Source organism: Kribbella sp. CA-247076 (assembly GCF_050942445.1).
Classification (GTDB): Bacteria; Actinomycetota; Actinomycetes; order Propionibacteriales; family Kribbellaceae; genus Kribbella.
This window is the reverse complement of sequence record NZ_CP192051.1, coordinates 1,635,438-1,659,299: the sequence shown is the minus strand read 5'-3', so window position 1 is coordinate 1,659,299 and position 23,862 is coordinate 1,635,438. Positions and strand designations below refer to the sequence as shown.

The following is a 23,862-nucleotide window of genomic DNA, read 5'->3' as shown; positions in this document are numbered from 1 at the left end:
CACCCATGCTCCATCCGCTCCCCCACACCCGTCAACGGATGCCTGAGGATCGTGCGTGGTGGTCCGGGGCGGACGCAGGTCCGCCGGGGTCAGAAGACGGTGATGGCGGCGACGACGGCGATCAGGACCACGGCGGCCAGGACGATCGCGAGGATGCGGCCGTTCAGCTTGGGTTCGGTGGTCGCCTCGGCCTGGCCCTCGTTCACGAAGGCGCGGAACATCTGGGTGTTCGCGCCCGGGTCCTGCTCGTTCTCGACGTTGTGCGGGACGTTCTGCTCAGCCATGGCCCCAGACCCTACCTGGCGACGTGTCCAGGACCGCGGACCGCCCGGAGAACCTCACGAAGACCTGATGTACCATTTGGTACATGCGCTTCGATCACTCCATCACGGTCCAGGCCGCGCCCGAGCGGGTGTGGCAGGTGTACAGCGACGTCGAGCGGTGGCCCGAGTGGACGCCGACGATCGAGTCCGTCGAGCGGCTCGACGAGGGCCGGATCCACGTCGGCGCCCGGACGCGGATCCGCCAGCCGAAGCTTCCGGTCGCGGTCTGGGAGGTGACCGAGCTCAAGGAGGGCGAGTACTTCGAATGGGTCTCGAGAGCACCCGGGATCCGGACCACCGGCGGCCACCGGGTGGTCAGTACGCCGGAGGGCACGGTCGCGACCGCCATTGTCATCCAGGAGGGCCCGCTCGGCTGGCTGTTCGGCAAGCTGTACGCCGGCCTCACTCGCCGCTACATCCAGACCGAGGTCGAGAAGCTGAAGGAAGTCAGTGAGTCGTGAGTCGCTGCTCGCCGGTGCCGTGGAGCACTTCGCCAAGAACGGCATCGGCGACGCGAGCCTGCGGGGCATAGCGACCGCGATCGGCACCAGTCACCGGATGCTGATCTACCACTTCAGCTCCCGCGAGGGCCTGCTGGCCGAGGTGGTCAGGACCGTCGAGCAGCAGCAGCGCGACATGCTGGCCGACGTCATGGCGCAGGACCTGCCGATCGAGGAGCAGGCCGACCTGTTCTGGCGGCGCGTCACCGAGGCCACGCTGGTCTACGGCCCGCTGTTCTTCGAGCTGAGCGCGCACGCGATGCAGGACCGGCCGCACACCGCCGCCCTTAAGGCCGATCTGATCAACGTCTGGCTCCCGCCGCTGACCGAGCTGTGCGTCCGGGCAGGCATCCCGCCCGACCGAGCGCCGACGTACGCGCGCCTCGGCCTCGCCGCCTCCCGCGGCCTTCTGTTCGACCTGCTGCTCACCGGTGACCGGGACGCGGTCGACGAGGCGTCCGCGCTGCTCAACCAGCTGTTCAATCTCCCGGCTCGGTCGGCGTAGCCACCCATCCGGCCACGATCGGCAGCCGCGACTTCCGCAGTACGGCGACGAACCCGAACGGCCGGTCGAGCGTCACCTCGAGCCGCCGGGCCTGCTGGGTCGGCATCGCGGTCCGCATCAACCCCATCGCGGTCACCGCCGCGGCCTCGAACCCGGTGGCGAAGAACCGCGCGAGCACCTTCTGCTTGGCCTGCCCCACGGCGAGCGGCGTCGGGCTGATCGCGCTGAAGTGACCGCGCGCGCCCGGATCCGTCGACACGGTGCTCAGCCCGAACAGCTCGCGGGCCGCCATCAGGTCGTGCTCCGCCTCGACACTGAACGACGGCAGCGACAGCTTCAGATCCGGCCGCGGCGCGGTCGTCTGCCCGACCTTCACCCCGGGCGCGACCTCCGCCCCCGGCTCTCCCTGCTCGATCAGCCGACTCCCCGGCACACCCTCGCCTTGCACCTGCAACAGCCCTGACAGTACGTCGGTCTGCGATCCTCCGATCCCCAGGAGTACGTCGACATCCGCATCGCCGGCCACGGTGACCACAGTCAGGTCGTCGTACCGGCGTACGGCGTCCAGCTCGCCGTCGACCCGCTCGAGCCAGTGCCACGACCCGCCCGACCACGGGCCGTCGTAGAACCGCCGTACCGACTCCTTGAACGGGGTCACCCAGGTCGTCCGGAGCGACAGCGCCGAGGCGAGCACGAGCATCAGGTCGGGCGTCACCTCGATCGGCATCTCGCGGATCATGCCGTCGGTGTGCTCGGCGGCCCACGCGTCGAGCTTCGGCTTGTCGGCCGACGCGTCGCCGACCAGCTTGCCGACCAGCGGTGCCGGCAGCACGCTGTCGAACGACTCCGCCAGCTTCAGCTGCTCGTGCACCCAGACGCCGAGCGCCGCGTGCAGATCCTGCGAGCCCTCGATCGCGCGTACGAGTTCCAGCGCCTGCTGCGAGCCCGCGGACGCGTCCATCCCGGCCGCCGCGGCCAGCTCACCGCGGCCCGGCTCGTCCGCGGCGGTCGCGAGCAGCGCGAGCAGCGGCCACAGCCCGAGGCCGGACACGACGGTGTTGCCGTCGGGGAGCTCGCGGGCCCAGCGGGCGGTGAGGTCGTTGACGGCGTGCACCACAGCGGACTCAGGGTCGGCATCCATACCTCCACCCTGCCATGCCGGACCCCAGGGCCATCACAATCGCCGCCGCGCCGGCCCCGTCCCCCGTGCCGGGCGCCCGGACCGGCGATTGTGATGGCCTGGCGATCCGCGACTATTTCCCGGGATGACGCTGATTTTCATTTCACGGCTGCGGTGAGTTCTCGTCCGGGCGCACTGCGTTGTGTCAGGATTCCGCCCATGACGGCCAATCCGACCGCCCCACCGCCTGTCGATTCCGACCCGCCTGACCCGGACGGCGCGGAAAAGAAGGAGCCGACCGGCTCCTCGATCGCGTTCACCGGGACGCTGGTCCTGCTCGTCGGCCTCGCCCTGTTCGGCCGGAAGCTCTTCGCCGGCTGGTTCACCGACGAGGGCATCCGCACCTGGGCGACGATGTTCGTCGGCGTGACCGTCCAGGCGATCCCGTTCCTGGTCCTCGGCGTGCTGCTGTCTGCCGCGCTGACCGCGTTCATCCCACCGTCGTTCTTCGCGAAGGCGCTGCCCAAGCGGCCGGTCCTCGCGGTCCCGGTCGCGAGCGCGTCCGGCGTCGTCCTGCCGGGCTGTGAGTGTGCGTCGGTGCCGGTGTCGGCCGCGTTGATGAGCCGCGGTGTCACCCCGGCCGCGGCGATCGCGTTCCTGCTGTCCGCGCCGGCGATCAACCCGGTCGTGCTCGCGTCCACTGCGGTCGCGTTCCCGGGGCAGCCGAAGGTGGTGGTCGCCCGGGCCGTGACCTCGCTCGGGGTGTCGATGGTCCTCGGCTGGTTGTTCCTGGCCACCGGGAAGGGCGCCTCGTGGCTGCGGATGCCGAAGAACCGGCACACCGACGGGACCGGGAAGTTCGAGGTGTTCCGGTCGGCGATGCTGCACGACTTCCTGCACGCCGGCGGGTTCCTCGTGATCGGCGCGGCCGCGGCGGCCACGCTGAACGTCGTCGTCCCGCGCAGCTGGCTCGACCACGTGGCCGGGAACCTGCTGCTGTCGGTGGTGATCCTCGGGCTGCTCGCCGTACTGCTCGCGATCTGCTCGGAGGCGGACGCGTTCGTGGCGGCCAGCCTGACGCAGTTCTCGCTGACCGCGAAGCTGGCGTTCATGGTGGTCGGGCCGATCGTGGACGTGAAGCTGATCGCTCTGCAGACCGGCACCTTCGGTGCCAAGTTCGCCGCCCGGTTCGCGCCGGCCACGTTCGTGGTCGCGATCCTGGCCAGTCTCCTCGTCGGGTGGTGGTTGTTGTGAGGCGCAACGTCGCCGGGCTGGTGGTGGTGTTCGTCGGAGCCGCGGTGGTGCAGCTCGCGATCTCGAACACCTACCTGCGGTACGTGAAGCCGGGGATGCGGTGGATGCTGCTCGCGGCCGGGCTGATCCTGATCGCGCTCGCGGTGTACGACGTCCTCGCGGACACCCGCAAGCAGGAGCACGCCGACGACGGCCACGGCCACCACGGCCTCCCGCGGGCGGCCTGGTTGCTGCTGGTGCCGATCTTCGCGCTGCTCGTGGTCGACCCGCCGGCGCTCGGCGCGGACGCGGCCCAGCGGCAGTCGCCGGTCGCGGCCAAACCGGCGGACCCGAAGAGCAACTCCTGGCTGGCGAAGAACTCCCAGGGCGACGCCCCGGTGCCGCTGGCCGTCCGGGACTACTCGGTCTGGGCGGTGTGGGAGAAGGAGAGCATGAAGGGCCGCGCGTTCCAGCTGACCGGCTTCGTCACCCCGGCGCAGAACGGCACCTGGTACGTGACGCGCATCGGCATGACCTGCTGCGTCGCCGACGGTACGGCGTTCATGGTCGAGGCGCGTGGTCAGGAGGCCCCGCCCAAGAACCAGTGGGTCACCGTGACCGGCGAGTGGGCCGAGCCGACCAAGCGGGCCGACGGCGACGTCGCCGCCCTCACCGTGGAGACGATCACGACCGTCGCCGCCCCCGCCAACCCCTACGAGTAGCTCACACAACCTCGCCCGCCACCGTTCCACTCCCGTGAAGCGAACTGTGGAACCCAAGGTCCTGTACTTCGGTACGCCGGTCGTCCTGATCAGCTCCCGCAACCCGGACGGCAGCACGAACCTCGGCCCGATGTCGTCCGCCTGGTGGCTCGGGTACACCGCGATGCTCGGGATGAGTGCGAGCTCGCAGACGGTGAAGAACCTGACCGAGCGACCGGAGGCCGTGCTCAACCTGGTCGACCCGGCCATGGTCGCCGCGCTCGACCGGATCGCGCTGCTGACCGGCTCGACCGAGATGTCGGACGCCAAACGCGCCCGCGGCTACCGGTACGAGCCGGACAAGTTCGGCGCCGCCGGGCTGACCCGCGCACCGAGCGACCTGGTCGACGTGGACGCCGTCCTGGAGAGCCCGATCAACCTCGAGGGCCGGATCGAGACGATCTTCGAGGTGGGCGGCGACGGATCGAACCTCCGCGCGCTCGAGATGAAGGTCGAACGGGTGCACGTCCGCGAGGATCTCCTGATGAGCAACGACCGCTACATCGACCCGTTGCGCTGGGATCCGCTGATCATGAAGTTCACCGAGTACTTCGCCGGCGGCGCACCGGCGTACGCGTCCTCGCTCGCGCGCGGGTGGCAGATGCCGCCGATGCCGCTCCCGCTACCGGCCAACTGACCCGGTGAGGATCCGTTCGCCGGCCGCCGCCGTCCGCGGTGGCCGGCGGCGGACCACCGTGCAGGCCATCCCGCCGATGATCAGGACGGCCGCGACAGCCTGCTGGACGCCGATCGCCTCGCCACGGAGCAGCCAGGCGGCGCCCATCCCGACCACGGGCACCAGCAGCGAGAACGGCGCCACCGTGCTCGCGTCGTACTGCCGGAGCAGGTAGCCCCAGACGCCGAAGCCGAACAGCGTCGCGACGAAGGCCAGGTACCCGAGGGCGCCGACCCCGGTCAGGTCGATGCTCCGCAGCGCGTCCACGTCGGCCCGCGGCCCCTCGACGATCAGCGACAGCAGGAGCAGCGGTACGACGGCCACCGCGCTCACCCAGACCATGAACCGCAGCGTGTCCTGCGGCTTCGCGTGCCGGGTGATCGTGTTCGAGACACCCCAGCAGGCGCCGGCCGCGATCACCAGCGCGAGCGCGCCGAGCGGGGCCGACAGCCCGCGGTCGAGCATGATCAGCAGCATGCCGACGCAGGCGATCGTGATCCCGGCGACCTGCGTCGACCGCGGCCGTTCCCGCAGGACGACGATCGCGAACAGGACCGTGAAGATCACCTGACTCTGCAGCACCAGCGACGACAGGCCGGCCGGGACGCCACGGTCCATCGCGATGAACAGCAGACCGAACTTTGCCACCCCGAGCGCGAGCCCGACGCCGACGACGTAGCGCCAGGCCACCCGCGGCCGGCCGAGCAGGAAGATCGCCGGGACGGCGGCGAGGAAGAAGCGGAGCGCGGAGAACAGCAGCGGCGGGAAGTTCTCCAGGCCGACCTCGATGACGACGAAGTTCACGCCCCAGGCGACGACGACGGCGAGCGCGAGCAGCAGGTCACGAGGTGTCATGCGGTCCAGTCTGGGCGGGGACTATACTTAAGGACCAGCACTGATTGCTACCGCCTTCGATGTAGGAGTGCTACATGATCGACCTCGGCCGGCTCCGCGCCCTGCATGCCGTCGCCCAGTACGGGTCGGTCAACCGCGCGGCCGAGGTGCTCGGCTACACGCCGTCCGCGGTGTCGCAGCAGCTGGCCAAGCTGGAGCGGGAGACGCACACCGTCCTGGTCGAGCGACGCGGCCGGGGCATCGTGCTGACCGACGCGGCCCAGCAGCTGGCGGCGACCGCGGCCCGGGTGCTCGAGCTGGTCGAGGATGCCGAGCTGACCCTGGAGGAGCAGCGCGGCCAGGCGATCGGCACGCTGACCATTGCGGCGTTCCCGACCGCGGCCCGCGGCCTGCTGCCGGCCGCGCTGGCGATGCTGATCGACGAGAACCCGAACCTCGACGTCCGTGTCACCGAGGTCGACCCGTTCGAGGCCGTTGCCGCGGTCAACCGTGGCGAGATCCACGTCGCGGTCGTGCACGACTGGCAGAACACGCCGCTCACGCTGCCCGAGGGGCTGTCCCGGGTGAAGCTCGGCTCCGATCCGGCCGACGTCCTGGTGCCTGCGTCGCACCGCCTGGCCGGCAAGGAGTTCGTCCGCGCGGAGGACCTCGTCGGCGAGCGGTGGATCTGCCAGCCGGCCGGCTCGATCTGCCACGAGTGGCTGATCCGGACGATGCGGCGGGCCGGCGTCGAGCCGGACGTCGCCTACTCGGTCGCGGAGTACCAGACCCAGCTGGCGATGCTTGCCCGTGGCATCGGCATCGGCCTGCTCCCCCGCCTGGGCCGGGGCACGATCCCCGACGGCGTCGTCGCCGTACCGCTCCAGCCCGCCCCGAGCCGCCGCCTGTACGCCGTCTGGCGGACGACGACCGCCCGGCGGCCGGCGATCGCGGTCACGCTGGCCACGTTGGAGTCCGCCTGGCCGCACCGCGACACGGCCTGATCGCAGGCGATCACCTTGCGCGACCGGTTGACAGCGTTCCGCGGCAGACGCTAGGTTCCGGTGAACTAATAGGAAACCTTCCTAACGATTTCTTGCTTCGTCCCCGCCCCGACGCAGTAGGAGGCAGTTCATGATCCGCTCCCTGGCGACCGGCGTTCTGCTGGCCGTAGCCACCCTCGTCCCGACCACTCCGGTGTCAGCGGCTCCTGTCGTACCGGACGCACCATCCGCGCCCGCAGCTGAGACGCCGGTCTCGATCAACGGGCAGTTGCGCGTCTGCGGCACCAAGCTCTGCAATCAGCACGGGCAGCCGGTCCAGCTGCGCGGCATGAGCACCCACGGCATCCAGTGGTACTCCCAGTGCGTGAAGACCGCGTCGCTGGACGCCCTCGCCTACGACTGGAACGCCGACATCCTGCGCATCTCGCTCTACGTACAGGAGGGCGGCTACGAGACCGACCCGCGCCGGTTCACCGACATGGTGCACGGCTACATCGAGGAAGCCACCCGGCGCGGCATGTACGCGCTGGTCGACTGGCACCAGCTCGACCCGGGCGACCCGAACTACAACCTCTCCCTGGCGAAGACGTTCTTCACCGAGATCGCCGACCGGCACAAGAACAAGAACAACATCATCTACGACATCGCCAACGAGCCGAACAACGTCAGCTGGGCCGGCATCAAGTCGTACGCCGAGCAGATGGTGCCGGTGATCCGCGCCAAGGACCCCGACAGCGTGATCTTCGTCGGCACCCACGGCTGGGCCTCCCTCGGCGTCTCCGACGGACGCAGCGAGGCCGACATCGTCAACAATCCGGTCAACGCGTCCAACCTGATGTACACGTTCCACTTCTACGCCGCCTCGCACCAGCAGGTGTACTTCGACGCCCTGTCACGGGCCGCGGACAAGCTCCCGCTGTTCGTCACCGAGTTCGGCACCCAGACCTACACCGGTGACGGCGGCAACGACTTCACCTGGTCGCAGAAGTACCTGGACTTCCTGGCCAGCAAGAAGATCGGCTGGACCAACTGGAACTTCTCCGACGACTTCCGCTCCGGCGCGGTCTTCAAGCAGAACGTGTGCGCCGGCAACAACTTCACGGGGACGTCGGTGCTGAAGCCGGCCGGCGTCTGGGTCCGCGACCGGATCCGCACCCCGGACAACTTCCGCACCCCGGTCGGCTGACCGCCCCTCAGCACTGGGAGGAACGAGGGCACGGAGCTCACTCCGTGCCCTCGTTGCTGTCCCCGCCGGTCACGTGGTGAGCGTGGTCCAGTGGGTCGGGCGGGTGAGGGCTTGCGGGATCTTCGTGGTGCGGTCGCCGCGGGCGGCGTTCAGTTGGGACTGGGTGAGGAAGAGAGCGCCGGTGAGATCCGCGCCGCGGACGTCGGCGTCCCGGAGATCCGCGCCGATCAGGTCGGCCTGGCGCAGGTCCGCGCCGCGGAGGTCCGCGCCGATCAGGTAGGCACCGCGAAGGTTGGCCTTGCACAGGTCCGCGCCCCGCAGGCGCGCTCCGATCAGATCAGCGCCACGGCGTTCCTTCTTCTTCGGTTGCTTTCCGCGGACGAGCCGGCTGGTCTGCAGCAGCAACTCGTTGACGGCCGCCCGCTCCGCCATCACGTCGACGGCTGTCAGGTCCGCCGTACGACTGACCTCTTCCACGCGCGCGATCGCGGCGGTCAACTCGTCCTCGAACGCCTTGTGCTCAAGGGCTTCCGTCAGATACCACAGCAGCTCGTGCAGCTGCCGCAGGATCGGCAGCGCCGCGAACATCTCCTGTCCCGGCTGCTCGCGCCAACTCGTCCCCGCCCGGCGCGAGATCTCCTGACCGGCCCCGAAGCAGTCGTAGACCGTGCAGCCCTGGAAGCCTGCCGGCCGCAGCGTGCTGTGGATCGTGCAGCGGAAGCCGTCATCGAGGTTCGGACAGGGCTCACCGGCGGACTTGTCGATCGCGAAGTCCGCCGACTTGCTGAACGCCAGCGCGACGCAGCAGAGGCCGAAGCACCTGCTGCAGTCGGCTCTGAGGTCAGTTCTGTTCGGCAACCGTCTGGCCGGTACGACGCCAGCGGATGCCGGCCTCGACGAAGTCGTCGATCTCGCCGTCGAAGACCCCGGAGGTGTTCCCCGACTCGTACTGCGTCCGCAGGTCCTTGACCATCTGGTACGGGTGCAGCACGTAGGACCGCATCTGGTCACCCCACGAGCCCTGCACGTCGCCACGCAGCGCGTCGAGTTGCGCCCGCTCCTCGGCCTTCTTCAGCGCGAGCAGCTTCGCCTTCAGGATGACCATCGCGCTGGCCTTGTTCTGCAGCTGGGACTTCTCGTTCTGGCAGGAGACCACCGTGCCGGTCGGGATGTGCGTGATCCGGACGGCGGAGTCGGTCGTGTTGACGCTCTGACCACCCGGCCCGGACGACCGGTACACGTCGATCCGCAGCTCTTCCTCGGGTACGTCGATCTCGTCGGTCTGCTCGAGCACCGGGACCACCTCGACCGCGGCGAACGACGTCTGCCGCCGGCCCTGGTTGTCGAACGGCGAGATCCGGACCAGGCGATGCGTCCCGGACTCGACACTCAGCGTCCCGTACGCGTACGGCGCCTTGACCGCGAACGTGGTCGACTTGATCCCGGCCTCTTCGGCGTACGACGTGTCGTAGACCTCGGTGCCGTACCCGTGGCGCTCGGCCCAGCGCAAGTACATCCGCTGCAGCATCTCGGCGAAGTCCGCCGCATCCACGCCGCCCGCGCCGGAACGGATCGTGACGAGTGCCTCACGCTCGTCGTACTCACCCGACAGCAGCGTGCGGACCTCGAGCGACTGGATCGCCCTGCTGAGCGCACCGATCTCCTTCTCGGCCTCGGCCAGGCTGTCCGCGTCGTTCTCCTCGCGGCCGAGCTCGACCAGGACACCGAGGTCGTCGATCCGGCCGCGCAGCGCGGTCACCCGCTCCAGGTCGGCCTGCAGGCTGGACAGCCGCGACGTCACCTTCTGCGCGTTCGCCTGGTCGTCCCACAGGTCGGGCGCGGCGACCTGCTCGCCGAGGTCGGCGATCTCCTTGCGCAGGGCGTCGAGATCGAGCACCTTCTCGATCGAGGTCAGCGTCGCGTCGAGCTGCTTGAGCTCGGCGTCAAAATCCAGTCCAGCCACAACCAAGCAGACTACCCGCAAGTGCGCCCTTGCCGTTAAAAGGCGCGGGCGCTCCCGGTCGCCTCGTCACCCAGTGTGATGCCTGCTCGGAGTGTGGTCACGTCCACCGCGGGCTCGTCTCGTCGGTCAGGGCAGGATCGAGTCGACGTAGCCGCCGTCGACGCGGACGGCGCCGCCGGTGGTCGCCGAGGCCAGCTCGGAGCTGAGGTACACGACCAGGTTGCCGATCTCCGGCGGCTCGATCAGGCGCTGGATCAGCGAGTACGGCCGGTGCTCCTTCATGAACCGGCGTTGCGCCTCGTCCCACGGCAGGTCGTCGCCGACGAGCTCGTGCACGAAGTCCTCCACCCCCGGCGTGTGCGTCGGCCCGGCCATCACCGAGTTGACCGTCACGCCGGTCCCCGCGGCCGCCTTCGCGTACCCGCGGGTGACCGCGAGCAGCGCCGTCTTCGTCATCCCGTAGTGCACCATCTCCAGCGGCGTCACCACCGCGGAGTCGCTGGCGATGTTCATCACCCGGCCGAACCCGCGCTCCATCATCCCCGGCAGGTACATCCGGATCAGCCGGACCGCGGACAGCACGTTCACCTCGAAGTACCGCCGCCACTCGTCGTCGTCGATCTCGAGCACCGGCTTCGCCCCGAAGATCCCCAGGTTGTTGACCAGGATGTCCAGCTCACCGACCTGCTCCCGCAACGCCTCGGCGCCCTCGGCCGACGCGAGGTCCGCGGCCACCGCGGTCACCTCGGCGCCGGGCACCTCCTTTCGGACCTCGTCCGCGGCGGCGTTCGTCTTGTCCGCACCGCGCCCGTTCACCACGACCGCGGCGCCGGCGCGCGCCAACTCCGTGGCGATCGCCAGCCCGATCCCCTGGCTGGACCCCGACACCAACGCCCGCCGCCCACTCAGCTCAATCTGCATGCACCCCACAGTGCCCGACACCCCCAACCAGAACCGCCCTCCACGCCGAACGTCCGCGGAGGTGTCGCAGCTACCGGATGGGGACGATGGCGGCTGCTTCGGAGGCGATGTCGGCGGAGCCCTGCCAGCCAGGTGGTTCGAACGGCAGGTCGACCGAGGACGTGAGGCGTACGGTGACCGTCGTACCGGTGACGTCGGCCGACCAGTCCAGGCCGTCGAACCTGTTGCTGGCGGCAACTTGGTCGAGGTACTCCGCGGTCAGCCGGCGGGCCTCGTCCGGATCGAGCTCGGCGTTCCCGTCCGCGGCCGGCTGGGCGTAGATCGCCGCGAGGCCGTTGGCCGCCGCGAGCACGGCGCCGTCCGCGGTCGCGTCGAGGTCGCGCCGTACCAGGAACACCTTCGAGATGTCGGTGACCACGACCACCATCAGCAGGATGATCGCCATGAACCCGATGATCAGGACAGTCATCTGTCCCTGCTCGTTGCGCGGCCTCATCCGTCGCCCTTGGCTTCGCGGTAGTCGCCGTACGGCTCGGTGTGCGACGCGCTGATGTGAACGGCCGGCGGCTGCCCGCCGAGCGCGTCGGGGATGAGTGGCAGTGGTACGGCGGTGTCGAGGGTCACCGTGACCGTCGAGCCGGGCTCCAGGCAGGCGGGGTTGCAGGTGATCGACAACTGGTCCGAGGTCAGCTCCATCCCCTGGTCCTTCATCGCCAGCCGCGCCGCCTCGAACGCCCGCGCCCGCGCCTGGTCCTCCGACAGCCCGGCCGGCACGATGATGAACGCCCGCCCGGCCGCCCGGGTCGCCGCCGTCGCGCCGTACGACGCCCGCTGGACGTCGAACACCGCCAGCATCGCGTAGACCAACGGAACCATCAGCAACAACGCCAACCACGAGAACTCCACCACCGCACTCCCCCGCTCACCCTCCACCCCGCGTCGCCAACCACCCCAGCGCCACCACGCCGCCCGCCAGTGCCCCGCCCGCCAGTGCCCGCCTACCGGACGCGTCCTGCCACCCCACCGCCGACGGCTCATTCGCCGGTCTCCTTCACGGCGTGGCCTTGGACGGTGAACTCGACGGCGGGTCCCCACAGGCCGAGCGCCGGCATATGTGCCGTCACCACGACCCGCACCCCGGGCTGGCCCTCGATATCGGTCGACTCCGCCCGCACAGAGTCGACCAGCCGGTCGTTCACCACACCGTCCACGAGCTCACGCGTGCGCGCCTCACCGTCGGCAGGCTCCCGGTTCAGCACCGCCGCGTAGTGCGCCCCCTCCGACGCCGCGGCAACCACCGTGTTGCGCACGTACAGATAGAACCCGAGCTGCAGGATCCCGAGGAACAGCGGCACCACCAGCATCGACACCAGCACGAACTCCACCACAGCCGCCCCCTGCTCACTCCGGCGACGGCCTGCTCGGTGGTGGCGTGGTGGGATCACTTGTTGGTGACGGAGTTCAGGGCGTCCTGCAGCATTCGGGAGAGGGCGGGGCCGGCGACGGCCCAGATGGCGACGACCAGGCCGGCGGTCATCACGGTGATGAGCACCCAGCCGGGGACGTCGCCGCGCTCCTTCCGCGCGGGGCGTGGCGCCAGCACCAGCGCCACGAACAACTTCGTCAGCAGTAACGGCATGACCTCTCCTCAGTTCATCCGGCGATCAGCCGGATTCCGACAGCGCCTGGATAGAAGGCGAAAGCGATGGTCACGGGCAGCACGAGGAACACCACCGGGATCATCATGGCGACTTCGCGGCGCGCGCCGGACTCGATCAACTCGCGCCGCCCGGCCTCACGAATGTCTCCCGCCTGTGCCCGCAGTACGTCGGCCAGCGGGGTACCGCGTTCGAGTGCGACCGCGAGGCCGTCCGCGAACCGTGACAGCGCCAGCAGGCCGGTCCGGTCCGCCAGGCCGTCGAGGGCGCGGACCAGCGTCTCACCCGCGCGGGTCTCGCCCAGCACCCGCTTCAGCTCCTCGGCGAGCTCGCCCCGGCACGAGCGCGCGACCCGGTCGAGCGCGGCGGCCGGGCCCTCGCCGGCCGCGACCGACAGGGCCAGCAACTCCGCGACCGTCGGCAGCTCGGCGAGCAGCCGGCGCTCACGGCGCCGTACTTGCGTGCTCAGATAGGTGTCTCGGGCAAGCACTCCGAGGACGCCTAGCAGCCCGCAGAACAGCAGCATCCCGATCGGGTTGCCGACGCCGAAGGACATCGCGACGACCGACACCACCAGGGCGAACCCGAAGCAGGCCGTCCCCCACAGCAACTGCTCGATCCGGAACTCCTCGACCGTCCGCTCGATCCCCGCCCGCGACAACCGCCGACGGATCGAACCGGCCCCTCCGAGCAGCCGCTCCAGCCTGGTCGCGCCGGCCCGCAACGTCGGCCCGAACAACCGCAGGATCGCGTAGAACGGCGAACTCGAGTCGACCACCCCGAGAAACACGTCCGCCCCACCGAGATCGCGCAAGTACGGCGCGACCCGGTCGTCGACCGAAGGCCGCCGCAAGACCGGCAACCGCCGGACCACCAGCAACAACCCCAGCCCGAACCCTCCGCCCAGCAGCGCCCCCAGCACCAGTGGACTCATCCCAGCTCCCACCTCTTCCCAGCTGGTACGACGCTCGTCGACAACGTGGTCGTCAACCGGCAGCACACGCCATCTGCGGTTGTGTAGGTGGGCGTCATCGGAGGACTCGTTCGGGCTCGGGGAGGCGGCCGATGCGGAGCATGACCCGGTAGGCGATCAGGCAGACCCCGGCGCCGATCGCGATGATGAGCGCGCCGAGCGGGGTGTTGTAGCGCTGGATGACGTCGCCCTGGAAGGAGAGCAGCGCAAGGACGAGCCACGGCGCCGCGACGGCGACGCGGGCACCGTTGACCGACCAGGACTGCCGGGACTCGAGCTCCGATCGCGTGCGGGCGTCGTCGCGCAGGAACGTCGACAGCGAACGCAGCAACCGCCCGAGATCACCACCACCGACCTCGCGGGCGATCCGCAACGCCTCGACCACCCGGTCCCCGACGGGATCCGCCAGCCGCGCCTTCAACCGGTCGAGCGAGTCGGCGAACCGCCCGGTCGACGCGTAGTCCGCACCGAACCGCCGGAACGGCTCGCGCAACGGCAGCGGCCCTCGCTCACCCACCTGCGCCAGCGCCTCCGACAACGACAACCCGGCCCGTACGGCGGACGCGATGTTGTCCACCACGTCCGGCCACAGCTCCCGGAACTCGGCGAGCCGCTTCCGCGCCCGGCTCCGCAGCAACGCGATCGGCAACCCGCCCGCCATCAGCCCGAACACGACACCGATCGGCCATGCCCCCGACACCGCGAACATCACCACGGACCCGGCCAAGCCCGTGATCACGCACGCCCCGATGAACGCGCCCGGCGTCACACCCTCGACACCCGCACTCGCGAGCAGATCCCGGCTGCGCGCGATCAACCGCCCGTCGCCGGCCGGCCCGTCCTCGGGCGGCACCACGAACGTCCAGATGATCAGCAGCAGGCCGATCCCGAAGAACAGCCCCAGCAGCAGCCCCATCAGCCCACCCCTCGCGGCAACTCGGTGAGCAGCCCGGCCACGGAGTACCCCGCCTGCTGGAACCGCTCCGGATGCGGCAGCTGACCCTCGGCCCGGCGCAGGTGGCCGTCGTAGGTCCCGAACAACGTCTCGGTCTCGATCGCCTGCTCCTCGATCCGCCCGCTGACCGCCACGATCTCCCGCACCCGCCGCTGCCCGTCAGGCCCGATGCCTAGGTGTACGACGAGATCGACGCAGCCGGCGACCGTCGGCAGCACGAACCGGGAGCCGATGTTCTCGCCCGCCAGCAGCGGCAGCGTGCACATCTTGATCAGCGCCTCGCGGGCCGAGTTCGCGTGGATCGTACACATGCCGGGAAGCCCGCTGTTCAACGCCAGCAGGAGATCCAGGCACTCCTCGCCGCGGACCTCACCCACGATCACCCGGGACGGCCGCATCCGCAGCGACTCCTTGACCAGGTCGCGCAACCGGACCTCGCCGGTGCCCTCGAGACCGGCCTGCCGCGTCTGCATCGACACCCAGTCGGGAATCGGCAGCTTGATCTCGAAGACCTCCTCGCAACTGATCACCCGCTCGCTGCCCGGGATGGACCCGGCCAGCGCGTTCAGCATCGTCGTCTTGCCGGCCTGCGTCCCGCCGGAGACCAGGATGTTCAGCCCGCAGGCGACCGCGGCATCCAGCACCGCGGCTGCGTGCGGTGTCAGCGACCCGAGCGCGACCAGATCACTCAGCCGCGTCGCCCGCACGGTGAACTTCCGGATGTTGATCGCGGCATGCTTCTGCGTGATCCCGCCGAGCACGATGTGCACCCGGCTCCCGTCGGGCAACCGCGCGTCCGTGAACGGCTGGGAGACGTCGATCCGCCGGCCGGTCGTCTTCAGCATCCGCTCGACCAGGTCGCTGACCTCCTCCTCGGTCAGCACGGTCGTGGTCAGCTCGTGCCGGCCCTCCCGGGCGATGAAGACCCGCGACGGCTCGTTGATCCAGATCTCCTCGACCGCGGGATCGTCCAGGTACCGCTGGAGCGGACCGAAGCCGGCGACGCGGTCGTGCACCTCCCGGCTGACCGCCTCCACGTCGCCGATCGGCGGGACCACCCCGGTCAGACTGCGCTCGTCGTACTCCCGGACGACGGTGGCGACGATCGCGCTGACCGAGCCCGGGTCCCGGAGCGGGTCGATGCCTTCGCGGCGGACGACGTCGCGCACCTGGGCGTCGATGATGTCGACGGCGCCGTCCCAGCCCGACCGGCGCGCGGCGAGTCTGTCGGCTGTCATCCGTCTCCCCGTGTGTGTCCCGTCTGGCGACCGCTCGGTCACCATGCGCGACTATCCTTTCAACCGCGGAGCCGGCCGCGCCACTCGATCCCGGCCACCTGTGGACAACCGTGACATCCGGGAGGCTCACCGAGGGTATCCGTGAGCTCACCGCCGGAGCTACACGATTGCAGCTTGTTGCAACGAATCAGCGGTGGACGAGCGTGTGTTCGAACGCGTACCGGCTCGCGCGGAAGAGGTGCGAGCCGTACTCGACCGGCTGGCCGTGGTCGTCGTACGTGATCCGGTTGGTCGCCAGCAGCGGGACGCCCGGCTCCTCGGACAACAGCCGAGCCTGCTCGGTGGTCGCCGGCAGCGCCGAGATGGTCTGGTGCGCGACCTTCAGCCGCACCCCCTCCGCACGCAGCAACGCGTACAGCCCGCGCTCCGCCAGCGTCGCCGGATCCGTCTCCAGCAGGTCCGGCGGGAGCCAGTTGCGCATGAGTGCGAGCGGCTCGCCATCAGCCCGGCGCAGCCGCTCCAGCCTGAGCACCCGGTCCCCCTGCTCGATCTGCAGGGCAGTGGCGACGTCTGCGGCGGCAGGTGAGATTCCGAACCGCAGTACGTCGGTCTGCGGCTTGCGGTGCGCGGCGGCCAGGTCGTCGTACAGGCTCGTGAGCTCGAGTGACCGTCGTACCTGACCCGAGTTGCCGACCACCTGCGTGCCGACGCCGCGCTTGCGGACGAGCAGGCCCTGGTCGACCAGCCGGGCGATCGCCTGCCGGACGGTCGGCCGGCTCAGTCCGTACGCCTCCGCCAGGTCGACCTCGTTGCTCAGCCGTGAGCCGACCGGCAGCTCCCCACCCTGGATCGCCGCCTCCAGTTGCTGCGCCAACTGCACGTGCAACGGCGTACGGCTGTTCCGATCGACCCGGACCTGCACGGTACTCATGGGCACATCCTGAAGCTTTCACCGGGATCCGTCGACCCACCACCCTGATTTGATCAGATTCCTTCCTTTGTGAACGCTTCCCGGAAACGCTTGAGCGCGAGATCACTGTTCTCCGCGGCGTACGCCTCGAGACCGACCGTGCCGTCGTACCCGTGCTTTCGCAGCGCGGCCGCGATCGCCGGGTAGTTGATCTCGCCCGTCCCCGGTTCACAGCGACCGGGGACGTCGGCCACCTGGACCTCCCCGAGGTACGGGAAAGCCTTGCCGATCAACGCGATCAGATTCCCCTCGCCGACCTGCGCGTGATACAGGTCGAGCATCAGCCGGATCCGCGGGTGGTCGACCGCTTTCACCAGCGCGAGCGTGTCGGCCGCTTTCCCGAACGGCACGCCGGGATGGTCGACCTCGGCGTTCAGGTTCTCCAGGACGAACATCACGTCGTACCGCTCCGCGAGTTCCGCCAGCCTTTCCAGCGTGCGCGCGGCGGTGAGCCAGTCCGAGCCGGTGACGACGTACTGCGGAATCACCGGCAACCCGCGATCGTCCAGCTCGGTCCCGTGCAGGTTGAGCCGCGGGATGCCCAGCTCCAGGGCGGTGTGGATCGACTGTTCAGCGGTTTCCAGCAGCCGGTCCTGATCGTGGGTGAGCGAACCGGCGATGTAGCCCGTCATCGACGAGAAAACGGCGCCGGTCTTCTTCAGCCCGGCAATGTCCTTGGTCGTCCAGTTCCACAACTCGACGTCGAATCCGGCGGCGTGAATGCGTTCCACCCGTTCCACGAACGGCAGGTCGGTGAAGACCATTTCGGCACAGACGGCAAGCCTCATCCGATCACCACCGGCCGGCTTTCCTGGTACGACGTGATCGCCGCCGTTGCGACCTCCAGCGCATTCCGCGCATCCGCTCCGGTCACCGCCGGTACGGCGTTTCCGCGGACCACCTCGGCGAATTCGGCGAGCTCCTGGACGTAGGCGTCACGGAAAAGCTCCTCGTCGCTGCGCACGGTGCACTGATGCGATCCGTCGACGCGGTATTGCACCATCGGTGTGCTGTCCAGCCGTCCGGCGACCACCATTCCCTTGCTGCCGAAGACCTCGCCGCGGACGTCGTACCCGTACAGCGCGGAGAAGTTCGCCTCGGCGGTCGCGATCGCGCCGTTGTCGAACGTAATCACCACGACCGCGGTGTCGAGCAGCCCGTTCTCCTTGTACTCCGGAGCGACCAGGGCATCCGCCTTCGTGTAGACCTCGACCGGTCGCGCGCCCGGATTGAGCCAGAGCAGCGTGTCGAAGTCGTGGATCAGCGTCTCGCGGAAGATCGTCCACGGCCGGATCCCGGCAGCCGCCGTCCCGAGGCCCTCCGGCCGACCGGGATCGCGGGTGATCGACCGCATCAACTGTGGTGTGCCGATCCCGCCGTCCTCGATCGCCTTCCGCGCGGCGGCGAAGTCGCGGGCGAACCTGCGGTTGAAGCCGACCTGGAACGGCACGCCGGCCCGCTCGGTCGCCGCGATCGCCCGGTCCAGCTCCGCCGGTGTCAGCGAGGCCGGCTTCTCGCACCAGACCGGCTTCCCAGCCTCGGCCGCCCGGACGATCAGCTCCTCGTGGACGTCGGGGATCGTCGTGATCACCACGCCGTCGATCTCGGGGTCCTTGAGCACGCCGTCGACGTCGCGAGCGTCGGCCTCGTACCTGCCGGCGAGCTTCTGTGCCGCTTCCGGTCGGGCGTCGGCGACCGCGGTCAGCTCGGCCGCGGGGACGTGGCGGGCGATGTTCCGGGCATGCATCGTGCCGATCCGGCCGGCCCCGATCAGCCCGAGTCGCACCACCCGCAGTCCGTGGTCGTTGCGCATCCGTCCACCCCTCCCGCCGATCGAGAACTAGAGCGCTCTAGTCAGGAGCTAGCGAACACTGCTTTGATGGTCTCGGTCAAGACGCCGAGGAGACCTGGTGAGATGAACGGCCGACCGACGATGGAGGACGTCGCCGCGCGCGCCGGTGTGTCCCGGGCGCTGGTGTCGATCGTCTACCGAAGCGCGCCGGGGGCGAGCGAGGAGACCCGCGCCCGGGTGCTCGCGGCCGGCGACGAGCTCGGCTACCGACCGGACCACCGGGCCCGGCTGCTCGGCAGCAGGCAGCGCACCCGGCTGATCGGTGTGGCCTTTGACGTGCGGTACCCGTTCCACGGCGACCTGATCGAGGCGCTCTATCCCGCCGCCGAGTCGCTGGGCTACAACCTCACGCTCAGCGCAGTCACTGGCCGCCGGCGCGAGTCGGCCGCGATCCAGTCGCTGCTGGACTACCGATGCGAGTCAGTCGTGCTTGTAGGGCCTACGTCGTCCGCGCCTGCCCTGTCCGCGCTCGCCGACGCGCAACCGACAGTTGTCGTCGCGCGGAAGGTCCGTGCGCCCGGCGTGCACGTCGTACGCACGGATGATGCAGCCGGGTCGCGTCTGGCCGTGGAGCACCTCCTGTCGCTCGGCCACACCCGGATCGCCCATGTGGACGGCGCCCGAGCGCCGGGCGCGGCAGAGCGCCGTACTGCCTACGTTCAGGCGATGCGGCGCGCAGGGCTCAGTCCAGCGGTCATTCCTGGCGGACCGACCGAGTCGGCGGGCACCGAGGCAGCACACCGGCTTCCCGGTGACGTCACGGCTGTTGCCGCATTCAACGATGCGTGCGGAATCGGCCTCCTGCACACGCTCCGGGCGAGCGGACGTCAGGTCCCCGAGGACATCTCGATCATCGGGTACGACGACTCCACGCCGTCCCGCCTGGACCACATCCAATTGTCGACAATCGCCCAGAACGCCCACGGGCTGGCGTCCGCCGCGCTCGACCTCGCCACCTGCGACGACCGCTCACCGCGGGAGGTCGTCATCAGCCCGGACCTCCTGCTTCGGAAGACCTGAATCCCACGCGAGAGGGGCCACCGCGATGACCTGGCTGAACCCCGACGAGGTCCGCCTCGACGACCTGCTGACCGTCCTCAAGGACCAGACCGACGCGACCGATTACCCGCTCGCCGAGCGGATCGAGCAGCAGGTCCCGGTGTACGACGCCGCGCGGCTGCGGGCCGCGGATCCGCGGACGGTGCAGTCCGAGTTCGTCCGCGCGTTCGGGGCCGGCCCCGGCATCGTCGTCCTGAAGGGCGCCTTCGGCAACGAGGTGGTGGACGCGACGACGGCGGAGTACAACCGGCTGATCGACGAGCAGCGCCGGTCGGGGACCGCGGCCGGTGACCACTTCGCCAAACCCGGCGCGAACGACCGGGTCTGGAATGCCCTGGAGAAGCTGGCCGTCGGCGCACCCAGCGTGTTCGCCGCGTACTACGCGAACGACCTGCTCGCCCTGGTCGCCACGGCCTGGCTCGGCCCGGCGTACCAGGTGACCTCACAGGTGAACGTGGTGAACCCGGGTGGCGAGGGGCAGACGGTCCACCGCGACTACCACCTCGGATTCCAGTCCGACGAGGTCGCGGCGCAGTACCCGGCCCACGTGCACGGGTTGTCCGCCGTACTCACGCTGCAGGGAGCGGTGGCGCATTGCGACATGCCGGTCGAGTCGGGTCCGACGCTGTACCTGCCGCACTCGCAGAAGTACGAGCTCGGCTATCTGGCCTATCGGCGACCCGATTTCTCCGAGTACTCCGTCGAGCACCACGTGAAACTGCCGCTGGAGAAGGGCGACGTGGTCTTCTTCAACCCGGCGCTGTTCCACGCGGCGGGCAGCAACCACTCGACGGACATCAAGCGAATGGCGAACCTGCTGCAGATCTCGTCCGCCTTCGGCCGGGCGATGGAGAGCATCGACCGGGCCCGGATGGCCTCGGCCGTCTACCCCGTCCTGCTCGAGCTCGCGCAGAACGACCCGGTGGCCGTCGGCAACGTCATCGCCGCCACCGCCGAGGGCTACGCCTTCCCGACCAACCTCGACCGTGACCAGCCGATCGGTGGACTCGCGCCGCAGTCCCAGGCCGACGTACTGCGCCAGGCCGTCGCCGAGACGTGGAGCCCGGAACAGCTCGACCGGGCCCTGACCGAGCACGCCGGCCGCCGGCGGACGCACTGATACCAAATCCGTGAACCTTCGGTGAACCCGGTCCGGATCACGGGCAGGTGCTGTCGCCGGCAGGGGATCGTCAGGCAGGATGGCGCGTTCGCCGGCGGAGCGGAAGGTTACGCTGACCGGCGGAACGCGCCACTCAGCCGACCTGCCGTACGCCGCCCGTACGGCCGCCCCATCGAAGGAGAAGGCATGGAACCGCTGCGCATCGGGATTCTCGGGGCTGCCCGGATCGCCGGCCGGGCGATTGTCGAGCCGGCCCGGCTGACCGGGGCCCGGCTGGTCGCGGTCGCCGCCCGGGACACCGGCCGGGCCGAGGCGTTCGCGGCGGAACACCAGGTCGAACGCGTGCACGCGTCGTACCAGGACGTACTCGACGACCCCGAGGTCGAGGCGGTCTACAACCCGCTGGCCAACGGCCTGCACGGCCCGTGGAACCTCCGGGCGCTTGCCGCCGGCAAACATGTGCTCACCGAGAAGCCGTCGGCGAGCAACGCCGCCGAGGCGCTCGAGGTCCGTGACGCCGTCCGCGAGCGCGGCGTGGTCTTCATGGAGGCGTTCCACTACGCGTACCACCCGGTGATGCGCCGGCTGCAGGAGCTGCTCGCGAAGGGTGAGCTCGGTGAGCTGCAGCACGTCGAGGCGACCATGGTGATGCCACCGCCGGCGGAAGACGACCCGCGCTGGTCACTGCCGCTCGCGGGTGGCGCGGTGATGGACGTCGGCTGCTACGCGATCCACGCGCAGCGGATGCTCGCGCAGTACGCCGGTGGTGCGCCGAAGCTGATCAGTGCGCGGGCCGGTGAGCGCAAGCGACTGCCCGGTGTGGACGAGTGGCTGAACGCGGACCTGGAGTTCCCCAGCGGTGCGACTGGCGCCGTCCGGACCAGCATGGCGGCCGAGAACGTCGACTTCAGCCTGAAGGTGGTCGGCACGCGGGGTGAGGCGTTCGCGCCGTTCTTCGTGCTGCCGCACAACGACGACCGGGTGATCGTGACGACCAAGGAGGACACCTGGGTCGAGCACCTCGGCACGCGGTCGTCGTACACGTATCAGCTGGAGGCGTTCGCGTCGGCGGTGCGTAACGGTGCGCCGGTGCTCACGGACGCCGACGACGCGCTGGCGACGATGGAGCTGATCGACGCCTGCTACCGCGACGCCGGCATGGCCCCACGCCCACTCTCCACGATCTGACCGTTCGTCCCGGTGGCCGCCGGTCGCGCGGTCGCTGCCGGTCGTGCGGTCGGCGCCGGTCGCGCGGTCGTTGCCGGTCGTGCGGTCGGCGCGGGGCCGGCGTGGGCGGCGGCTGCGTGGGCGAAGGCTTGGATGAACGGGTGGGGGCGGGTGCCGTCACCGGACAGCTCGGGCTGGAACAGCGTGACCAGGAAGAACGGGTGCGCGGGCAGCTCGGCGACCCGCGGCGCGCCGTCGTCGTACGCGCTGAACACCAGCCCGTGCTCCTCCAGCAGGCTCTGTCGCCCGGGCGCGAGTCCGTACGAGCAGTGGTAGCGCTCGGTGGACCGCTCCGCACCGAGCAGCCGGCCGGCCAGCGTGCCCGGCCGCACCTCGACCGCCGCCTCATGACCGTCCAGTGAGCATGCCAGCGGGACGATCAGCAGGTCGTCGGCATCCGGAGTGTTCTCCGCGTGGTGTACGCCGGTCGCGCCGCAGACGTGCCGCGCATACTCGAGCATCGCGTGCTGGAACCCGCCACACGTGCCGAGGAACGGTATGCCCTGCTCCCGCGCCGTCCGGATCGCGCTGATCGCACCGGCCTCGCTCCGGTACGGGCTGCCCGGCAGGACCCAGATCCCGTCGAACCCGTCCATCGCGCCGACCTCGTCGGTGGGGACCCAGTACACGTCCAGGTCGAGACCCTCGCGCTCGCGCATCCGCTCGAGCACTTGCGGCACGCGCTGATGCGAGCGAACGTGCGGGGAACGATCGCCGACCAGGGCGATCCGGCCGGAGTACGCGTGGATGGTCATACCTCCATCCTCCGGCGTCGCGGCCGATCAGCACCAACGATGATTCCTGGATGGTCCATAAGCGATACTGATGCGCGTGGATCCGCATCTGCTCCGCACCTTCGTCGCGGTCGCGTCGAGTGGCTCCTTCTCGGCGGCGGCTGCGGACCTCGGTTACACCCAGTCGGCCGTCTCGCAGCACATCGCCGCGCTCGAGAACTCCTTCGGCACCCCGCTCCTCACCCGTCGCCCGGTCGCGCCGACTCCGGCCGGCGAGCGTCTGCTCGAGCACGCCGGCGCGATCCTCCTCCGCATCGAGGCCGCGCGGGCCGACGTACGCCGAGTGGTCGGCGAACCGCCCGGTGAACTCGTCTTCGCCACCACTCCCTTGGCCGGTGTCGGCCGGATTGCGCACGCGCTGACCCAGCTCAGGCGGATCAGGCCAGGGATCGCGGTCACATTCGAGGTGGGTGGACGGGAGGACGTCGCCCGCGGCGTCGCGTCCGGTGCGTTTCACCTCGGTCTGGTCGACGGAATCGCCGCACCCAGCGATCCGCTGCGGCTCCCGGACGTCGGCCTGCTCCGCACCTCCGCGGTCGCCCAGTCAGGCCTGGCAGTCGTCGTCCCAGCCGATCACCCAATGGCAAGGCACGGGCAGATCGGGCTGGCGGGGCGTGGGCGGATCGGGCTGGCGGCGCTGGTGGATGCGCGCTGGATCGATGCGCCTGCGGTGAGCGCTCCGCTCGACGATCTGCGCGCGGCCGTCGAGACCGACGGTCTGCGGGCAGCGCTGGTGTACTCCGGCGCCGACGTACTCACGCTGCTGGAACTGGTGGCTGCCGGCCACGGCCTGGCCGTGCTCCCCGAGTCGATCGACGTGCCTCCGGGCATCGCGAAGATCCCGATCGACGCACCCCGCCTCGTCCACCGCGTCGAACTGCTCCACGGCCACCTCGACACAACCGCCGCCGCAGCCCTGGCCACCCTCCTCAACCACCCCTGACCCAGCCCGAAGCCCAGCCCACGCCAAGCCAGAAGCCCGGCCGGCGC

General features: G+C 70.0%; 28 protein-coding genes. 11 read left to right on the top strand and 17 right to left on the bottom strand.

What is annotated here, in order from left to right; all coding sequences use genetic code 11:
- Positions 1–89: 89 nt before the first annotated feature.
- Positions 90–284: a hypothetical protein gene (locus ACQPYZ_RS07935; RefSeq protein ID WP_433166742.1), complete on the bottom strand. Its 195-nt coding sequence runs from the start codon at positions 282–284 to the stop codon at positions 90–92.
- Between the two features lie 83 nt (positions 285–367).
- Between ACQPYZ_RS07935 and ACQPYZ_RS07930 the strand changes: the two genes are divergently transcribed.
- Together ACQPYZ_RS07930 and ACQPYZ_RS07925 are read left to right on the top strand one after the other, a co-directional pair.
- Positions 368–784: an SRPBCC family protein gene (locus ACQPYZ_RS07930; RefSeq protein ID WP_433166740.1), complete on the top strand. Its 417-nt coding sequence runs from the start codon at positions 368–370 to the stop codon at positions 782–784.
- Entirely contained in the window at positions 774–1,328 is a 555-nt protein-coding gene (locus tag ACQPYZ_RS07925; protein ID WP_433166738.1) for a TetR/AcrR family transcriptional regulator, read from the top strand. Before ACQPYZ_RS07930 ends, ACQPYZ_RS07925 begins: the two co-directional genes overlap by 11 nt.
- Here the strand turns inward: ACQPYZ_RS07925 and ACQPYZ_RS07920 are convergent.
- Positions 1,303–2,469 (bottom strand): serpin family protein, encoded by a 1,167-nt coding sequence (locus ACQPYZ_RS07920; protein ID WP_433166736.1) that lies wholly within the window; start codon positions 2,467–2,469, stop codon positions 1,303–1,305. The genes ACQPYZ_RS07925 and ACQPYZ_RS07920 overlap by 26 nt on opposite strands.
- 198 nt (positions 2,470–2,667) lie before the next feature.
- Here ACQPYZ_RS07920 and ACQPYZ_RS07915 point away from each other — a divergent pair, with 198 nt between their 5' ends.
- The 3 genes from ACQPYZ_RS07915 to ACQPYZ_RS07905 are packed head-to-tail and all read left to right on the top strand — an operon-like array spanning position 2,668 to position 5,079.
- Positions 2,668–3,702 (top strand): permease, encoded by a 1,035-nt coding sequence (locus ACQPYZ_RS07915; RefSeq protein ID WP_433166734.1) that lies wholly within the window; start codon positions 2,668–2,670, stop codon positions 3,700–3,702.
- Positions 3,699–4,403: a TIGR03943 family putative permease subunit gene (locus ACQPYZ_RS07910; protein WP_433166733.1), complete on the top strand. Its 705-nt coding sequence runs from the start codon at positions 3,699–3,701 to the stop codon at positions 4,401–4,403. Before ACQPYZ_RS07915 ends, ACQPYZ_RS07910 begins: the two co-directional genes overlap by 4 nt.
- Before the next feature lie 34 nt (positions 4,404–4,437).
- A complete protein-coding gene (locus ACQPYZ_RS07905) occupies positions 4,438–5,079 on the top strand; it encodes a flavin reductase family protein (RefSeq protein WP_433166731.1) in 642 nt (213 codons plus the stop codon).
- Here ACQPYZ_RS07905 and ACQPYZ_RS07900 read toward each other — a convergent pair.
- Complete coding sequence (locus ACQPYZ_RS07900) at positions 5,065–5,973, bottom strand: EamA family transporter (protein ID WP_433166729.1); 909 nt, start codon at positions 5,971–5,973, stop codon at positions 5,065–5,067. The genes ACQPYZ_RS07905 and ACQPYZ_RS07900 overlap by 15 nt on opposite strands.
- 74 nt (positions 5,974–6,047) lie before the next feature.
- On the opposite strand from ACQPYZ_RS07900, the gene ACQPYZ_RS07895 reads away from it, so the two are divergent.
- Positions 6,048–6,956 carry a LysR family transcriptional regulator gene (locus ACQPYZ_RS07895; RefSeq protein ID WP_433166727.1) on the top strand — a complete coding sequence of 303 codons (909 nt, stop codon included), beginning with the start codon at positions 6,048–6,050 and terminating at the stop codon, positions 6,954–6,956.
- A gap of 130 nt (positions 6,957–7,086) precedes the next feature.
- A complete protein-coding gene (locus ACQPYZ_RS07890) occupies positions 7,087–8,142 on the top strand; it encodes a glycoside hydrolase family 5 protein (protein ID WP_433166725.1) in 1,056 nt (351 codons plus the stop codon).
- 69 nt (positions 8,143–8,211) lie between these two features.
- On the opposite strand, the gene ACQPYZ_RS07885 is transcribed toward ACQPYZ_RS07890, so the two are convergent.
- The 13 genes from ACQPYZ_RS07885 to ACQPYZ_RS07825 form a co-directional block, all read right to left on the bottom strand.
- Positions 8,212–9,000 carry a pentapeptide repeat-containing protein gene (locus tag ACQPYZ_RS07885; protein ID WP_433166723.1) on the bottom strand — a complete coding sequence of 263 codons (789 nt, stop codon included), beginning with the start codon at positions 8,998–9,000 and terminating at the stop codon, positions 8,212–8,214.
- Complete coding sequence (prfB, locus tag ACQPYZ_RS07880; protein ID WP_433166721.1) at positions 8,984–10,105, bottom strand: peptide chain release factor 2; 1,122 nt, start codon at positions 10,103–10,105, stop codon at positions 8,984–8,986. The genes ACQPYZ_RS07885 and prfB overlap by 17 nt, the downstream gene beginning before the upstream one ends.
- Before the next feature lie 126 nt (positions 10,106–10,231).
- On the bottom strand, positions 10,232–11,026 hold the full coding sequence (locus ACQPYZ_RS07875; RefSeq protein ID WP_433166719.1) for an SDR family NAD(P)-dependent oxidoreductase: 795 nt from the start codon (positions 11,024–11,026) through the stop codon (positions 10,232–10,234).
- A 70-nt stretch (positions 11,027–11,096) separates the two neighbouring features.
- On the bottom strand, positions 11,097–11,495 hold the full coding sequence (locus ACQPYZ_RS07870; RefSeq protein WP_433166717.1) for a pilus assembly protein TadG-related protein: 399 nt from the start codon (positions 11,493–11,495) through the stop codon (positions 11,097–11,099).
- A 23-nt stretch (positions 11,496–11,518) separates the two neighbouring features.
- Positions 11,519–12,064, bottom strand: a complete 546-nt coding sequence (locus ACQPYZ_RS07865) for a hypothetical protein (RefSeq protein WP_433166715.1) — start codon at positions 12,062–12,064, stop codon at positions 11,519–11,521.
- Positions 12,061–12,414, bottom strand: coding sequence for a TadE/TadG family type IV pilus assembly protein (locus tag ACQPYZ_RS07860; RefSeq protein ID WP_433166713.1), 354 nt, complete (start codon positions 12,412–12,414; stop codon positions 12,061–12,063). Before ACQPYZ_RS07860 ends, ACQPYZ_RS07865 begins: the two co-directional genes overlap by 4 nt.
- A gap of 53 nt (positions 12,415–12,467) precedes the next feature.
- Positions 12,468–12,665: a hypothetical protein gene (locus ACQPYZ_RS07855; protein ID WP_433166711.1), complete on the bottom strand. Its 198-nt coding sequence runs from the start codon at positions 12,663–12,665 to the stop codon at positions 12,468–12,470.
- Positions 12,666–12,679: 14 nt separating this feature from the next.
- Complete coding sequence (locus ACQPYZ_RS07850; protein WP_433166709.1) at positions 12,680–13,618, bottom strand: type II secretion system F family protein; 939 nt, start codon at positions 13,616–13,618, stop codon at positions 12,680–12,682.
- 94 nt (positions 13,619–13,712) lie between these two features.
- Positions 13,713–14,573 (bottom strand): type II secretion system F family protein, encoded by an 861-nt coding sequence (locus tag ACQPYZ_RS07845; protein WP_433166707.1) that lies wholly within the window; start codon positions 14,571–14,573, stop codon positions 13,713–13,715.
- On the bottom strand, positions 14,573–15,850 hold the full coding sequence (locus tag ACQPYZ_RS07840; RefSeq protein ID WP_433166705.1) for a CpaF family protein: 1,278 nt from the start codon (positions 15,848–15,850) through the stop codon (positions 14,573–14,575). The genes ACQPYZ_RS07845 and ACQPYZ_RS07840 overlap by 1 nt, the downstream gene beginning before the upstream one ends.
- A 187-nt stretch (positions 15,851–16,037) precedes the next feature.
- A complete protein-coding gene (locus ACQPYZ_RS07835; protein ID WP_433166703.1) occupies positions 16,038–16,781 on the bottom strand; it encodes a GntR family transcriptional regulator in 744 nt (247 codons plus the stop codon).
- A 53-nt stretch (positions 16,782–16,834) separates the two neighbouring features.
- Positions 16,835–17,608: a TIM barrel protein gene (locus ACQPYZ_RS07830; protein WP_433166701.1), complete on the bottom strand. Its 774-nt coding sequence runs from the start codon at positions 17,606–17,608 to the stop codon at positions 16,835–16,837.
- A complete protein-coding gene (locus ACQPYZ_RS07825; protein ID WP_433166699.1) occupies positions 17,605–18,633 on the bottom strand; it encodes a Gfo/Idh/MocA family oxidoreductase in 1,029 nt (342 codons plus the stop codon). The genes ACQPYZ_RS07830 and ACQPYZ_RS07825 overlap by 4 nt, the downstream gene beginning before the upstream one ends.
- 102 nt (positions 18,634–18,735) lie before the next feature.
- Here ACQPYZ_RS07825 and ACQPYZ_RS07820 point away from each other — a divergent pair, with 102 nt between their 5' ends.
- The 3 genes from ACQPYZ_RS07820 (at position 18,736) to ACQPYZ_RS07810 (ending at position 22,039) form a co-directional block, all read left to right on the top strand.
- Positions 18,736–19,692, top strand: a complete 957-nt coding sequence (locus ACQPYZ_RS07820; protein WP_433166697.1) for a LacI family DNA-binding transcriptional regulator — start codon at positions 18,736–18,738, stop codon at positions 19,690–19,692.
- 25 nt (positions 19,693–19,717) lie between these two features.
- Positions 19,718–20,851, top strand: coding sequence for a phytanoyl-CoA dioxygenase family protein (locus ACQPYZ_RS07815; protein WP_433166695.1), 1,134 nt, complete (start codon positions 19,718–19,720; stop codon positions 20,849–20,851).
- Positions 20,852–21,037: 186 nt separating this feature from the next.
- Positions 21,038–22,039 carry a Gfo/Idh/MocA family protein gene (locus ACQPYZ_RS07810; RefSeq protein WP_433166693.1) on the top strand — a complete coding sequence of 334 codons (1,002 nt, stop codon included), beginning with the start codon at positions 21,038–21,040 and terminating at the stop codon, positions 22,037–22,039.
- Here the strand turns inward: ACQPYZ_RS07810 and ACQPYZ_RS07805 are convergent.
- Positions 21,994–22,833, bottom strand: coding sequence for a CTP synthase C-terminal region-related (seleno)protein (locus tag ACQPYZ_RS07805; RefSeq protein WP_433166691.1), 840 nt, complete (start codon positions 22,831–22,833; stop codon positions 21,994–21,996). The two genes, ACQPYZ_RS07810 and ACQPYZ_RS07805, sit on opposite strands and share 46 nt — an antisense overlap.
- Positions 22,834–22,909: 76 nt before the next feature.
- On the opposite strand from ACQPYZ_RS07805, the gene ACQPYZ_RS07800 reads away from it, so the two are divergent.
- Positions 22,910–23,815 (top strand): LysR family transcriptional regulator, encoded by a 906-nt coding sequence (locus tag ACQPYZ_RS07800; protein WP_433166689.1) that lies wholly within the window; start codon positions 22,910–22,912, stop codon positions 23,813–23,815.
- Positions 23,816–23,862 lie beyond the last annotated feature (47 nt).

Coding starts and splice junctions, on each gene's coding strand:
- ACQPYZ_RS07845 (WP_433166707.1), bottom strand. CDS start 14,573: ATGGGGCTGCTGCTGGGGCTGTTCTTCGGGATCGGCCTGCTGCTGATC.
- ACQPYZ_RS07870 (WP_433166717.1), bottom strand. CDS start 11,495: ATGACTGTCCTGATCATCGGGTTCATGGCGATCATCCTGCTGATGGTG.
- ACQPYZ_RS07805 (WP_433166691.1), bottom strand. CDS start 22,833: ATGACCATCCACGCGTACTCCGGCCGGATCGCCCTGGTCGGCGATCGT.
- ACQPYZ_RS07840 (WP_433166705.1), bottom strand. CDS start 15,850: ATGACAGCCGACAGACTCGCCGCGCGCCGGTCGGGCTGGGACGGCGCC.
- ACQPYZ_RS07915 (WP_433166734.1), top strand. CDS start 2,668: ATGACGGCCAATCCGACCGCCCCACCGCCTGTCGATTCCGACCCGCCT.
- ACQPYZ_RS07810 (WP_433166693.1), top strand. CDS start 21,038: ATGGAACCGCTGCGCATCGGGATTCTCGGGGCTGCCCGGATCGCCGGC.
- ACQPYZ_RS07935 (WP_433166742.1), bottom strand. CDS start 284: ATGGCTGAGCAGAACGTCCCGCACAACGTCGAGAACGAGCAGGACCCG.
- ACQPYZ_RS07850 (WP_433166709.1), bottom strand. CDS start 13,618: ATGAGTCCACTGGTGCTGGGGGCGCTGCTGGGCGGAGGGTTCGGGCTG.
- ACQPYZ_RS07835 (WP_433166703.1), bottom strand. CDS start 16,781: ATGAGTACCGTGCAGGTCCGGGTCGATCGGAACAGCCGTACGCCGTTG.
- ACQPYZ_RS07930 (WP_433166740.1), top strand. CDS start 368: ATGCGCTTCGATCACTCCATCACGGTCCAGGCCGCGCCCGAGCGGGTG.
- ACQPYZ_RS07815 (WP_433166695.1), top strand. CDS start 19,718: ATGACCTGGCTGAACCCCGACGAGGTCCGCCTCGACGACCTGCTGACC.
- ACQPYZ_RS07865 (WP_433166715.1), bottom strand. CDS start 12,064: ATGAGCCGTCGGCGGTGGGGTGGCAGGACGCGTCCGGTAGGCGGGCAC.
- ACQPYZ_RS07900 (WP_433166729.1), bottom strand. CDS start 5,973: ATGACACCTCGTGACCTGCTGCTCGCGCTCGCCGTCGTCGTCGCCTGG.
- ACQPYZ_RS07825 (WP_433166699.1), bottom strand. CDS start 18,633: ATGCGCAACGACCACGGACTGCGGGTGGTGCGACTCGGGCTGATCGGG.
- ACQPYZ_RS07895 (WP_433166727.1), top strand. CDS start 6,048: ATGATCGACCTCGGCCGGCTCCGCGCCCTGCATGCCGTCGCCCAGTAC.
- ACQPYZ_RS07830 (WP_433166701.1), bottom strand. CDS start 17,608: ATGAGGCTTGCCGTCTGTGCCGAAATGGTCTTCACCGACCTGCCGTTC.
- ACQPYZ_RS07920 (WP_433166736.1), bottom strand. CDS start 2,469: ATGGATGCCGACCCTGAGTCCGCTGTGGTGCACGCCGTCAACGACCTC.
- ACQPYZ_RS07890 (WP_433166725.1), top strand. CDS start 7,087: ATGATCCGCTCCCTGGCGACCGGCGTTCTGCTGGCCGTAGCCACCCTC.
- ACQPYZ_RS07855 (WP_433166711.1), bottom strand. CDS start 12,665: ATGCCGTTACTGCTGACGAAGTTGTTCGTGGCGCTGGTGCTGGCGCCA.
- ACQPYZ_RS07875 (WP_433166719.1), bottom strand. CDS start 11,026: ATGCAGATTGAGCTGAGTGGGCGGCGGGCGTTGGTGTCGGGGTCCAGC.
- ACQPYZ_RS07820 (WP_433166697.1), top strand. CDS start 18,736: ATGAACGGCCGACCGACGATGGAGGACGTCGCCGCGCGCGCCGGTGTG.